At 59.6% G+C, this 12,793-nt stretch carries 14 protein-coding genes; 3 read left to right on the top strand and 11 right to left on the bottom strand.

What is annotated here, in order from left to right; genetic code table 11:
• Positions 1-93 precede the first annotated feature (93 nt).
• The 11 genes from ssb to L3X40_RS13415 all read right to left on the bottom strand — a co-directional run bounded on the left by ssb (position 94) and on the right by L3X40_RS13415 (position 10,470).
• Positions 94-612: a single-stranded DNA-binding protein gene (ssb, locus tag L3X40_RS13365; RefSeq protein WP_237366065.1), complete on the bottom strand. Its 519-nt coding sequence runs from the start codon at positions 610-612 to the stop codon at positions 94-96.
• Between the two features lie 62 nt (positions 613-674).
• Positions 675-2,534, bottom strand: a complete 1,860-nt coding sequence (feoB, locus tag L3X40_RS13370) for a ferrous iron transporter B (protein ID WP_237366066.1) — start codon at positions 2,532-2,534, stop codon at positions 675-677.
• A complete protein-coding gene (locus L3X40_RS13375; RefSeq protein ID WP_237366067.1) occupies positions 2,531-2,791 on the bottom strand; it encodes a FeoA family protein in 261 nt (86 codons plus the stop codon). Before L3X40_RS13375 ends, feoB begins: the two co-directional genes overlap by 4 nt.
• Before the next feature lie 99 nt (positions 2,792-2,890).
• Entirely contained in the window at positions 2,891-3,553 is a 663-nt protein-coding gene (locus L3X40_RS13380) for a COQ9 family protein (RefSeq protein ID WP_445177191.1), read from the bottom strand.
• A gap of 28 nt (positions 3,554-3,581) precedes the next feature.
• Positions 3,582-4,004 carry a 6,7-dimethyl-8-ribityllumazine synthase gene (gene ribH / locus L3X40_RS13385; RefSeq protein WP_237366068.1) on the bottom strand — a complete coding sequence of 141 codons (423 nt, stop codon included), beginning with the start codon at positions 4,002-4,004 and terminating at the stop codon, positions 3,582-3,584.
• Between the two features lie 11 nt (positions 4,005-4,015).
• The gene (gene ribB, locus L3X40_RS13390; protein ID WP_237366069.1) at positions 4,016-5,296 is read right to left on the bottom strand and encodes a 3,4-dihydroxy-2-butanone-4-phosphate synthase; all 1,281 of its coding nucleotides are present in this window, start codon (positions 5,294-5,296) and stop codon (positions 4,016-4,018) included.
• A 56-nt stretch (positions 5,297-5,352) separates the two neighbouring features.
• Positions 5,353-5,964 (bottom strand): riboflavin synthase, encoded by a 612-nt coding sequence (locus L3X40_RS13395; RefSeq protein ID WP_237366070.1) that lies wholly within the window; start codon positions 5,962-5,964, stop codon positions 5,353-5,355.
• Positions 5,965-5,974: 10 nt separating this feature from the next.
• Entirely contained in the window at positions 5,975-6,928 is a 954-nt protein-coding gene (gene ribD, locus L3X40_RS13400) for a bifunctional diaminohydroxyphosphoribosylaminopyrimidine deaminase/5-amino-6-(5-phosphoribosylamino)uracil reductase RibD (protein WP_237366071.1), read from the bottom strand.
• A gap of 23 nt (positions 6,929-6,951) precedes the next feature.
• Positions 6,952-7,410 carry a hypothetical protein gene (locus L3X40_RS13405; RefSeq protein ID WP_237366072.1) on the bottom strand — a complete coding sequence of 153 codons (459 nt, stop codon included), beginning with the start codon at positions 7,408-7,410 and terminating at the stop codon, positions 6,952-6,954.
• Between the two features lie 70 nt (positions 7,411-7,480).
• Entirely contained in the window at positions 7,481-8,818 is a 1,338-nt protein-coding gene (gene gltX, locus L3X40_RS13410) for a glutamate--tRNA ligase (RefSeq protein WP_237366073.1), read from the bottom strand.
• Positions 8,815-10,470, bottom strand: coding sequence for an NAD+ synthase (locus L3X40_RS13415; protein ID WP_237366074.1), 1,656 nt, complete (start codon positions 10,468-10,470; stop codon positions 8,815-8,817). The genes gltX and L3X40_RS13415 overlap by 4 nt, the downstream gene beginning before the upstream one ends.
• Before the next feature lie 252 nt (positions 10,471-10,722).
• On the opposite strand from L3X40_RS13415, the gene L3X40_RS13420 reads away from it, so the two are divergent.
• The 3 genes from L3X40_RS13420 to rpmI all read left to right on the top strand — a co-directional run bounded on the left by L3X40_RS13420 (position 10,723) and on the right by rpmI (position 12,788).
• On the top strand, positions 10,723-11,658 hold the full coding sequence (locus L3X40_RS13420) for a ribose-phosphate pyrophosphokinase (protein WP_237366075.1): 936 nt from the start codon (positions 10,723-10,725) through the stop codon (positions 11,656-11,658).
• A 4-nt stretch (positions 11,659-11,662) separates the two neighbouring features.
• The gene (hisN, locus tag L3X40_RS13425) at positions 11,663-12,448 is read left to right on the top strand and encodes a histidinol-phosphatase (RefSeq protein ID WP_237366076.1); all 786 of its coding nucleotides are present in this window, start codon (positions 11,663-11,665) and stop codon (positions 12,446-12,448) included.
• A gap of 136 nt (positions 12,449-12,584) precedes the next feature.
• Entirely contained in the window at positions 12,585-12,788 is a 204-nt protein-coding gene (gene rpmI / locus L3X40_RS13430; protein WP_237366077.1) for a 50S ribosomal protein L35, read from the top strand.
• Positions 12,789-12,793 lie beyond the last annotated feature (5 nt).

Genomic DNA, 12,793 nt, shown 5'->3' on the forward strand with positions numbered 1-12,793 from the left:
AGCGGTCAGGTCAGGAAATGGATCCCCGCCTTCGCGGGGATGACGGTAAAATGAAATTATGCAACGATCCCCACAGGGGAGAGGGAATTCAGATCAGAACGGCACTTCATCATCCAGGTCATTGTCAAAGCTTGGACCGCTGCTGCGCGCACCGCTGCTTTTGGCACCGCCCATGCCGCCATCGTCATAGCCACTGCTTGATGCGCCCCAGCCTTCGTCACTACGCCCGCCGCCACTCGATCCGCCCGACGATCCGCCTTCACGTCCATCGAGCATCACCAGCTTGGCATCGAATCCCTGCAGCACCACCTCTGTCGAATAGCGGTCAGCGCCCGATTGGTCCTGCCATTTGCGCGTGCGGAGCTGGCCCTCGATATAGACCTTGCTACCCTTGCGCAAAAAGCGTTCGGCAACGCCGACCAGACCTTCTGAAAAAATGGCGACGGTGTGCCATTCGGTCCGGTCCTTGCGCTCACCCGTGTTGCGGTCTTTCCAGCTTTCCGATGTGGCAATGCGGATATTGCACACCTTGCCGCCATTCTGAAAGCTGCGGACTTCCGGGTCGGCGCCCAAATTCCCAAGGAGAATCACCTTGTTGACGCTACCTGCCATGCTGTCTCCTGTCGTCTCGCAATTGCTGGAGCGACGCCGCGCGCCGCATTTGGAAACCGCCCTTATAGCCCCAGCGCGGTTGCCGTCCAGAAGGTAATCCCGGCAAATACATAGGCGAGCACGAACAAATAGCCGACCATGAATGCCGGCCAGCGCCAACCATTGGTTTCACGACGCGCAACCGCAATGGTGGAGATGCATTGCGGCGCGAAAACGAACCAGGCAAGAAAGGCGAGAGCGGTCGCCAACGACCAGCGGCCCTGCAAACGCTGACTCAGTGATCGCTCGGTGGCGATTTCATCGTCGCTCTGTTCAATCGAATAGACCGTGGCAAGCGCCGACACCGCGACTTCACGCGCAGCCATGGCTGGAATCAGCGCCAATGAAATGTCGCGGTTGAACCCGACGGGTTCCATGACCGTACTGAGTCCGCCCGCAATCCGGCCCGCGATGCTGTAATCAACGGGCGACACCGCACTGCCTTCAGGCGGCTTGGGAAAGCTCAGCAGCGCCCAGAGAACGACCGTGGAGATAAAAATGATGGTCCCGGCCCGCTTCAGGAAAATCGCGGCGCGCTGCCACAATCCCAAAATTATATCACGTGGGCGCGGCCACTGATATTTCGGCATTTCCATCAGGAAACCACTGCTTTTGCCCCGCGTGACGCTCCGCCGTAATACCAGCGCCGTTACAAGCGCACCGGCGATCCCGCTGACATACAGGATGAAAAGCACCAGCCCCTGAAGGCCAATGCCGCCAGCCAACGTCCGGTTGGGAATGAAAGCGGCGATAATCACGGCATAGACGGGCAAGCGCGCCGAACAGGTCATCAATGGCGCGATCAATATGGTCGTCAGACGATCCTTGGGATCGCTGATCGTCCGTGTCGCCATGATACCCGGAATAGCACAGGCGAAGGACGACAAGAGCGGGATGAAGGCGCGGCCAGACAAGCCCACGCGCGCCATCAATCCATCCATCAGAAAGGCCGCACGGACCATATAGCCAGTCGCTTCCAACATCAGGATGAAGAAGAACAGGATCAAAATCTGCGGCAGAAATACGATCACCGAACCGACGCCGTTGATGACCCCGTCAACCAGGAAGGAGCGAAATATATTGTCGGGCAGAACGGCGGTCACCATGTCCGCCATCGCCGCCGCCCAGCCTTCGAGCAATGCCATCGGCGGCGCGGACCATGAAAAGACGGCCTGAAACATGACAAAAAGCAACACCGCCAATATGACCGGCCCCAGTAACGGGTGCAGCACCACAGTATCGACCGCAGAAGTCAGCCGTCGAACCGGCGTTTCCGAACGCACCGCATTTTGGGCAATCCGGCGCGCCCGCGCCTGCACATCGGTAAAGCTACCGGCCGATTGCGGCGCCGGGTTAGGCGCCTTGCCGTCGCCAAGGACAACCGCCAGTTGCTCGCGAAGATCATCAAGGCCCCGCTTGCGCACCGCGACAGTCGGAAGCACTGGCACACCAAGGTCGCGGGACAAGGATTCGGGGGACAGTTCCAACCCGTCCCGCTTTGCCAGATCCACCATGTTAAGCGCGGTCACAACAGGCAGATCGAGCGCAATCAACTCCAGCGCGAATCGCAGGTGATTGTCCAGATTGGCGGCGTCCAGCACAATGACCAGCGCATCAGGTTGTCGTTCGCCCGCTTGCCTGCCCATAACGACATCACGCGTAACCTGTTCATCGGGGCTGGCCGGATTAAGGCTGTACGTGCCGGGAAGGTCGACCAGTTCAACCGGGCGGCCATCGCTCAGCATCAAGCGTCCCGACTTCCGTTCGACCGTTACACCTGGATAATTGCCAAGTTTCTGCCGTGCGCCCGTCAACGCATTGAACAGGGCGCTTTTGCCGGCATTGGGATTGCCGACCAGCGCGACCAGCGGAATACTGCTCATGCTGCGTCCTTCACCTCCGCAGAGGGCCGCACGGTAATGGCGGCAGCATGCAAGCGGCGCATGGCGACGATCATGCGTCCCACCCGGCATGCGATGGGACCGCGCCCAAACAGACCGCCATGATGGAGCGCTTCAACAATGACGCCCTCGCTAATCCCTAGCTCCTGCAAACGCTGCCCCTCAAGGTCGGACAGTTGGGACCAGTTCACCCTGTCGATACAGGCTGGTTGGCGAAGCGGAAGCTGGTCAAGGCGCACGTGCGAAACTTTCAATGCTCAACGGGAACAAAACGCAATCTTGCGATTGATTATCAATAACCGTGAGAAATTACCAGTCCCACATGCAAACCTGTCCACTTATATTGCCGGATACCGCAAACGACCAATAAACCGCGTCAGGCTGGGCCGCCGTTCGGCACGCGCCTGCCATTGAGCCTTGGCCTTTTCGAATCGCATGATCCCGTCGATCCGCCGTGCCAGAAACTCGCGGGTTTCCGCCACGTTTTCACTTTCATCGTCCAGAAATACCAGAAGCGTCGCGGTATAGATGCCCCCCAGAATTGCCCGCTTGCTGTAATGGTTGAAATCCGTCGTGCTATCTCCGGCAAGGCGCCACATCTGATCTGCCGCCCGCCAGCCCATCCGCGCAGCCTTTATCATATTCTGCGGCATGGCCAGAATTGCCTGCGCCCTGCGTAATGCCTCACGGTTCGGTGTAAGCCGTTCGAGTCGCGCTTCAACAAGAGTGGTGATTTTCTCACGCACCTTTTGCGACGAGAGCCTTTCGGGTGAAACGTCCTGCGCCATTGCCTTGTCGAGCCATTGGAACCAGGCGTCGATCATATCGGTCGTACCGCCGGGGAATGCCAACGCCACCATCGCCGGGTCAAGATTCGCCTCATACGCCGCACTGGTCAGCGCCTTGTGGTTCCATCCATCAAAAGCCGCATGGCCGGGCAGCCGCGGCGCAAGATAGTCGCGCACTTCATCAAGGGTGGGAACTTCGGGTAAAGGCATCATGCTTGTCTCCCTCTCGAATCCGCCGGGATCAGGCTGCGAACTTCTGCCCGATCTCGAACATGGCAATGGCGGCCTTGGCCGCTTCGCCGCCCTTGTCCTTTTCGGACATGCGAGCACGGGCAAGAGCCTGTGCTTCATTTTCCACCGTCAAAATGCCATTGCCAATAGCAATGCCATCCATCGAAAGCGCCATCAGACCGCGCGCGCTTTCATTCGATACGATTTCGAAATGATAAGTTTCGCCACGAATCACCACCCCGATCGCAATGAAACCATCATAGCGGCCCGACTCGGCCGCGATAGCGATCGCACCGGGAATTTCGAGAGCGCCGGGCACCGTCAGTACATCAGATTTATGGCCCGCCTCGTGCAATGCCGCCTGCGCGCCTTCGATCAACATGTCATTGAGATGATCGTAGAAGCGCGCTTCGACGATGAGAAATTTGGCCATGGCTTGGTCCTTCAGTTTTCGATGCGCTGTTCGCCAACCACGGCAAGGTCATAGCCGTCAAGCGCAACAAGGCTGTGATGGCTGTTGGTGAGCAGAATCATGTCATGCACGCCCAGTTCGGCCAATATCTGAGCGCCCACGCCATAATCGCGCAATTCATCCATATTTGTCTCTTCTATTCCGGCCTTCATGCGAAACATACGCGTGAAGGCATCGGCGGTGTGCCGGTTCAGCACGACGACGATGCCGGATCCCGCCTCCCCGATAATTTCCATCGAAAGGGAAAGAAGCGTACTGCGCGATCCCTCCTGCCCCAGAAGATCGGAAAAGGGCGAAAGCTGATGCATACGGACCAGGGTTGGCTTGTCAGGATCGATTCGACCCTTCTGAAGCACGATTTGTTCTGTGCCCGTAGCCTTGTTGTAAAAGGTCATCGCGGTCCAGGCCCCGCCCCAACGGCTGACAAATTCCACTTCCGCACGCTTTTCAACCAAATGATCGTTCCGGCGGCGATAGGCAATGAGGTCACGGATCGTCCCGATTTTCAGCCGGTGCTTTTGCGCGAAGGGAATCAAGTCGTCCATGCGCGCCATGGTGCCGTCGTCCCTCATGATCTCGCAGATCACACCTGAAGGATTAAGGCCCGCCAGTCGCGCCACATCGACGGCCGCTTCGGTATGCCCTGTGCGGACAAGAACGCCACCATCACGCGCAACCAGCGGAAAGACATGGCCGGGCGTGACAATATCTTCGCGCCCGCGCGCCGCATCGATAGCAACGGCGATGGTCCGGGCGCGGTCGGCGGCACTGATACCCGTAGTTACGCCCTCACGCGCTTCGATCGAAACGGTAAAGGCCGTTTCATGACGCGTCCCGTTATGTCGACTCATCAGATCAAGGCCCAGCGCCTCCACCCGTGCCCTGGTCAGCGTGAGGCAAATCAGGCCGCGCCCGTGGGTAGCCATGAAATTGATTGCATCGGGTGTCGCCATTTGCGCGGGAATGACAAGGTCGCCTTCATTTTCCCGATCCTCATCGTCGACCAGAATGAACATACGGCCATTGCGCGCTTCGTTGATGATTTCTTCGGGACTGGCCAGTGCCGTGCCACCTGCGCGTTTCAACAGATACTGTTCCAGTTTCCCCAATGTGTCGGCAGTGGGATTCCAGTCCGTTTCATCCATTTTGCGCAGGGAGTTGGCATGAAGGCCCGCCGCACGGGCGAGGCCGGAGCGCGACATACCACCATCGGTGATGAGACCGCGCAGCTTTTCCATCAGATCAGTGCTCATGCAGGCCTGTTATCACATTAAAATGTGATATTGAAGCCAAAACTTCACATCTCGGTTCAGCTATCGGGCGTCACTTGCCTCATCCGCGCCAGGTAACGCGCCAGAACATCGATTTCCAGGTTGAACATCCGTCCAGCAGGCAGTGCTTCAAGCGTCGTCATCTGCGCTGTGTGCGGAATGACATTGATGCCGAAATGGACACTGCCATCGGGCTGATCTTCAACCTCGTTGACGGTCAGGGAAATGCCGTCAATGGCGATTGAGCCTTTGGGCGCCAGACTTGGCGCCAACTCCTTTGGCGCAGATATGACAATACGGGTCGAATCACCCTGTGGAGTTGCCGACACCAGCGTGCCGACGCCATCTACATGGCCGGTTACAATATGCCCGCCCAATTCATCGCCTACGCGCAACGCCCGCTCAAGATTCAGCCGCGCACCGGGGACCCACATTCCTGAGGGAGTCCGGGACAGGGTTTCACTGGAAACGTCCACCGCGAACCAGTCGTCGCCCTTTTCAACAACGGTCAGACAGACACCCGAACAGGCGATGGACGCGCCGATCGCGACGCTATCCATGTCATAATTGCTTGCAATGCGCAGATGCAGGTCGCCCCGCTGTTCCGCGCTTTCGATCTGACCCATATCCGTGATGATGCCTGTGAACATGTGAAGGTTCCTAGGATGCGTCGACGCGCTCGTAAAGCTCCATCCGATCCGGGCCAAGCATTCGGGTATCGGCAAGTCGCCAGCGGCCATGCGCCGCTGACAGGCTTTCAAGCCCGATATCGCCTAACGCCGCCTTGCCAGCTCCAATTAAAATCGGCGCGCGATACAGCAACAGCCGGTCCACCAGATCAGCCGCAAGGAAAGTGGAAGCCGTCCTCGCGCCGCCCTCGACCATCAGAAAATCCGTATCCGGCAAAGCAGAAATGTCGTCTGGCGCAACTATTGCCGTCCACCCCTTGGGCGGCCTGCCGCTTCCCAGCATGATCGGACGCGGTGAGCGAGTCTCAAGCCCTGGCAAGCGCACATCAAGCCGGGACTTGTCGGCATCAACCGTTCCACGCCCCACCAGAATGGCGTCATGACGTGCGCGCTCCAGATGGGTATGCGCCCGCGCTGCCGGCCCCGTGATCCAGCGGCTTTCGCCATCGGCCCGCGCAATCTGTCCATCCAGCGAGGTCGCCAGTTTCAATGTGACATGCGGTCGGCCAAGCACCTGCCGCGTGAAAAAGCCTGCCATGGCAGCGCGCGCTCTATCTGCCAGCACACCAGTCACGACCTCCAGGCCCGCATATTGCAAGGCCGCCTCGCCCTTTCCATTGGTCCGCCCGTCGGAATCACGAGCGGCAATCACAACACGTTTCACGCCAGCTTCAATAAGCAATCGGCTGCATGTCGGACCGCGCGGCGAATCGTGAAAACAGGGCTCCAGCGTGACATAGGCCGTCGCTCCGCCTGCCTGTTCACCGGCCTGTTGCAGCGCCATGGCCTCGGCATGAGGCCGCCCGCCTGGCTGGGTCCAGCCACGCCCGGCAACGCGCCCGTCGCGCACGATGATACAGCCGACATTGGGATTGGGTGCAGTCCGCCCCCGCCCGCGTTCGGACAAGCTGATGGCAACGGCCATGTAGGCCTCATCCGACAGCACGGCTATCGGGCGGCTTCCCGGCTTGCGGCAGCGGCTTGCTCTTTCGCCAGGGCCTGTGCCTCCATTTCATCCAGTTTCGCCCGCAATCTGTCGATGGCCTCCTGTTCCTTCCGGTCGCCGACCTTTGCTTCCTTGCGCCATTCTATTCCCAGTGCGTCCGCCGCTTTTCGAAATTGGGCCTGCTTGGCCTTTGTCACAACTATGCGACGCTCCAGATCCAGTTTCTGTTGGGCAATGATATCGGCGTCGGATCGGTCGGCTTTCCAGTTCTGCACATAGATGATCTGCGGCCCGGGCATGATGTTGGTTTTCGCATCGATCAGGAACGCCCAGACAATCGCCCATGTTGCCGCCACCGACAGCAATAGAAACAAAACCTTGTGTCGGCGGCCCTGGAGAAAATAGTCGCGCAGGTCGATCCAGGCACGCTTGGGCGAAACAGGGCGGGGGAAAATGGCCATGGCTCCTAAATAGGCCATGTTCCGTCGCGATGCCAGAGGGGTCGCGGCCAGACACGAGACAAGTCTCGATCTATGATGTTGCGGGGGCCAGTCGAGCAATTGCGGCATCCCGACCGATCAGCGGCAACAGAGCCGCCATCTCAGGGCCATGATCGCGGCCAGTCAGCGCCAGACGCAGAGGCAGAAACAATGGCTTGCCCTTGCGGCCCGTTTTCTCCTTGAGTGCGGCAGTGAGGGATTTCCATACGTCCTGGCTCCATGGCAATTCCGCCAGCAGGTCAGCGGCGAGCGCCACAAATACGCGGTCATCCCCTTCCAGACCGGGCGACTCGACCGGCCCGGTCACGACACGCCACCAATCGCTCGCCTGAGCCACCGTTTCCAGATTGGGACGGATGGCGTTCCAGCCGACTTCCCCCATGCCTTCGGGTAAACGGTCCCTGATCGCCGCATAGTCCAGCATGTGGACAATGCGCTGGTTGAGCGCGGCCAGCTCTGCCTCATCGAAGCGGGCGGGTGCACGGCCAAAGCGGCTGAAATCGAAGGTGTTGAGAAGCGGCGCGACGTCCACCACCGGCTCAACGGGATCACTGGTGCCGATCCGGGCGAGCAAGCCGACAACCGCGACTGCCTCCATGCCCTCTTCCCGGAATGTCGATACGCCCAGCGACCCCAGCCGCTTGGAAAGTTTGCCCTCGGTCCCGACCAGCAGCGCCTCATGCGCGAACGCAGGAGGCGAAGCGCCCATGGCGGTGAACATCTGGATCTGGGTTGCGGTATTGGAGACATGATCCTCTCCCCGCACCACATGTGTCACACCCATATCCACGTCATCAATCGCAGATGGCAGCATATAGAGCCACGACCCGTCCTCGCGCCGGATCACCGGATCGCTGATCAGCTTTGGATCGAAATGCTGCTCGCCACGGATCAGGTCGATCCAGCCAATCGGTGCCTCATGATCCAGCCGGAACCGCCAATGCGGCCGCCGCCCCTCTGCCTCCAGCGCACGGCGTTCGACATCGGAGAGGCTGAGCGCGGCGCGATCATAGACCGGCGGCAAGCCACGCCCGAGTAATATCTTGCGCTTGAGGTCAAGTTCCTGGGCTGTTTCATAACAGGGATAGACTCGCCCGATCTCCCTCAACGCCTCGAACTTTTCCTCATAGAGCGCAAAGCGCGCGGACTGCCGTTCTTCACCGTCCGCGCTCAAGCCAAGCCACGCCAGGTCAGCGCGAATCGCATCGACATATTCTTCTTTCGACCGCTCGGTATCGGTATCGTCGAGCCGCAACAGAAATCGCCCGCCATTCTTGCGAGCCCACATCCAGTTGTGAAGCGCAGTGCGGATGTTACCGACGTGCAAATGGCCGGTTGGTGACGGAGCGAAGCGGGTAATGACTGTCATGTGGTCCTGAATGCGTTGGTGATGGGATAGCGGCGGTCGCGGCCGAAATTGCGGGTGCCAAGCTTCACGCCCGGCGGAGCCTGTCGGCGCTTATATTCAGCGACGTAGAGCAGGCGTTCGATCCGCGCGACCGTCTGTTCGTCAAAACCCCGGGAGACCAGTTGGGCGACCGACAATTCCTCTTCCACCAGCCCATAGAGGATGGGATCGAGCACCTCATACGGCGGAAGGCTGTCCTCATCCTTCTGGTCCTCGCGCAGTTCGGCGCTGGGTGGCTTTGTAATGATCCGCTCCGGCATCACCAGCCCTTCGGGGCCAAGGCCAAGTGAAGGCCGGTTTTCATTGCGCCACCGCGACAGGTCGAAGACCGTCGTCTTATAGGCGTCCTTCAGCACGGAATAACCGCCCGCCATGTCGCCATAGATGGTGGCATAGCCGACCGACATCTCGCTCTTGTTGCCGGTGGTCAGCAGCATATGGCCGAACTTGTTGGAAAGCGCCATCAGGGTAACGCCCCGGATACGCGACTGGATATTCTCTTCGGTGAGATCCGGCTGCCGATCGGCAAAGGCGGGCACGAGCATCGTGCCGAATGCCTCAACCGCCGGGCCGATGGGGATGCTGTCCAAACGGCATCCCAGCATCGCCGCGCACGCCGCCGCGTCCTCCAGGCTCTCCTGACTGGTGAAGCGTGACGGCATCATCACGCACCACACCCGGTCCGCGCCCAGTGCATCGACGGCGACGGCAGCACTTAACGCACTGTCGATTCCGCCCGACAGGCCGAGCACGACGCCCGGAAAGCGATTGCGATTCACATAATCGCGCAGGCCCAGTACCATCGCGTTATAAATGTCCGCCGGATAGGGATCGAGTTCGGCAAGCGCACCGGACGCGCAGGTCCAACCATCCGGCCCCTTGCTCCAGTGCGTCATCACCAGCGCCTCGTCCCAATCAGGCAACTGGTGCAGTAGGCTCCCGTCCGCGCCCAGTACGAAGGACGCGCCATCGAAAACCAGCTCATCCTGCCCACCGACACGGTTGAGATAGGCGATCGGCAATCCGGTTTCCCGCACACGCGCGGCACAGATGGCGTTGACTCGCCGCTCATCCTTGTCGATCTCATAAGGGCTGCCATTGGGCGTGATCAGGATTTCCGCGCCCTGTTCCCGCAAATGCGCGCAGACGAAGGGAAACCAGACATCCTCGCAAATTGGGAAGCCCAACTTCACCCCGCGAAAAGCTACAGGTTCCGGCAAAGGCCCTGGCGCGAACAGACGCTTTTCATCGAACGTGCCGTAATTGGGCAGCTCGCGCTTCTGGCGGATGGCCGTGACCTCTCCTCCATCAAGCAGCGCGACAACATTGAACAACACACCCTGCGCCGCGACGACAGTGCCAACCAGCATGGCCGGACCGCCATCGGCTGTCGCCTTCGCAAGCCGCAACAACTCCTCACCCGCCCGTTCGATCAATGCGGGCTTCAGCACAAGATCCTCTGGCGGATAGCCGATCAACTGCAATTCGGGGTAGACGATCAGGTCTGCGCCCCGCGCCTTTTCCCGCCACAGCAGCATGGTGTCCGCGTTGCCACGCAGATCGCCTACGGACTGGGTGATCTGGGCCAATGCAATAGTTAGTCGTTCGGTCATAGTGCAGGTCCGTAGAACATTTCGTCGAAGCTTGGAATTGGCTTGCGGAACTTTGCATACCGATATCAAAACATTCGTCGTTCCCGCGAAGGCGGGAACCCATCTCCTGAACCATCCACCTGACGCACGGGCTGGAAATGGATTCCCGCCTTCGCGGGAATGTACGGTCGATACAGCCTTTCCCAATCCGCATTTGGAGTCTAAAGGGTCGCCAAAGAGCGCGTCACAATATTGTCACGGGGTGCAAAAGCCATGAAATTGATGTCGGGGAATTCCAACCTGCCGCTTGCGCAGGCGATTGCCGATTATATCGAGCTGCCCCTGATCGATGCGAGTGTTCGCCGCTTCGCCGATGAAGAAATATTCGTTGAGATTCATGAAAATGTCCGCGGCGAGGATATTTTTGTCATTCAATCGACCAGCTATCCGGCAAACGACAACCTGATGGAACTGCTGATCATGATCGACGCGCTCAAACGATCGTCGGCCCGGCGGATCACGGCCGTTCTGCCTTATTTCGGCTATGCCCGACAGGATCGCAAACCCGGCCCCCGCACCCCGATTTCCGCTAAACTTGTGGCCAATCTGATCACCGTCGCGGGTGCGAATCGCGTGCTGTCGGTCGATCTCCATGCCGGTCAGATCCAGGGCTTTTTCGATATTCCCACCGACAACCTTTATGGTGCGCCGGTCATGTCGGCGGATATTCAGGCACGTTTCGGCGACAAGAATATCATGGTCGTATCGCCCGACGTGGGCGGCGTCGTCCGCGCCCGGGCACTCGCCAAGCGGCTCGACAACGCCCCGCTGGCTATCGTCGACAAGCGCCGCGAACGCGCTGGCGAATCGGAAGTGATGAACATTATCGGCGACGTGAAGGACCGTTTCTGCATTCTCATCGATGATATTGTCGATTCGGCCGGTACGCTGTGCAATGCCGCCGCCGCGCTGAAGAATGAAGGCGCGGAGGATGTCGTCGCCTATGTAACCCACGGCGTCCTGTCGGGTGGCGCAGTCGCGCGGGTCGATGCGTCGCAGTTGCGCGAACTGGTCATCACCGATTCGATCCTCGCCACGGACGCAGCATGCGATTCAAACTGCATCCGGCATCTGCCCATCGCCCCGCTGCTGGGCGAAGCAATCAAGCGGATTGCGGACGAAAGTTCGGTGTCCAGTCTGTTCGATTGACGGTATGACGACCAAAGCCGATCTTGATCTTGCCCAGCGCCTTGCCGATGCGGCAGGCCAAGCCATCCTGCCCTTTTTTCGCGCGCGTTTCGATGTTGAGACAAAGGACGATATGTCGCCGGTAACACAGGCCGACCGCGCCGCGGAAGCCGCGATGCGCGCCATTCTTGAAAAAGAACGCCCTCATGACGGCATCATCGGCGAAGAATATGGAGCCGAGCGTGAAGATGCCGGACGAGTGTGGGTCCTCGATCCTATCGACGGCACGCGCAGCTTCATTGCGGGGCGGCCGATCTTTGGCACATTGGTTGCGCTGATGCAGGAAGGCTGGCCCACCATCGGCATCATCGATCAACCGATCACGCGCGAACGCTGGTGCGGCATGGCAGGTCAGCCTAGCCTCTTGAACAAGCAGCCTATCCACACGCGCCCCTGCCGCGCGCTCGACCAGGCGATCCTCGCCAGCACCGGCCCGCAATATTTCCCCGGCTCCACGGGCGAACATTTTTCTATCCTCGCGGGGCAATGCCGCGACACGATCTGGGGTGGCGACTGCTATAATTATGCGCTGCTGGCGAGCGGCCATATCGACATTGTGGTCGAATCGGGCCTCAAGCTCTATGACATCGCCGCTTTGGTGCCAGTCGTGGAGGGCGCGGGCGGCCATATGTGCGACTGGCAAGGTAATCCGCTGGACCGCGACAGCAAAGGCGACGTGGTCGCCATGGGCGACCTCGCACGCATGGACGACATATTGGAGGCATTGGCGCACGGGCATGAGGGGCATTGACCGTTATGCCTTGCCAAAGCGCGCCATCCCACCTATAGGCGCGCCTTCCTGAGAGAAATCTACAGGATTCTGAAGGGATGGTCCGGCCAGTAGGGCTGCCGAGTCCGTCCACAATCGTCAGACCAAGGAGACGAAAATGCCCAAGCTCAAGACCAAGAGCGGTGTGAAGAAACGCTTCAAATTCACCGCGACCGGCAAGGTCAAGCACGGCGTCGCTGGCAAGCGCCACCGTTTGATCAGCCACAACGCCAAATATATTCGCCAGAACCGCGGCACCAAAGTGCTTTCGGACGCTGACGTTGCCCATGTGCGCCTCTGGGCGCCCTATGGCCTGAAATAAGGAGC

Source organism: Rhizorhapis sp. SPR117, from assembly GCF_021742065.1.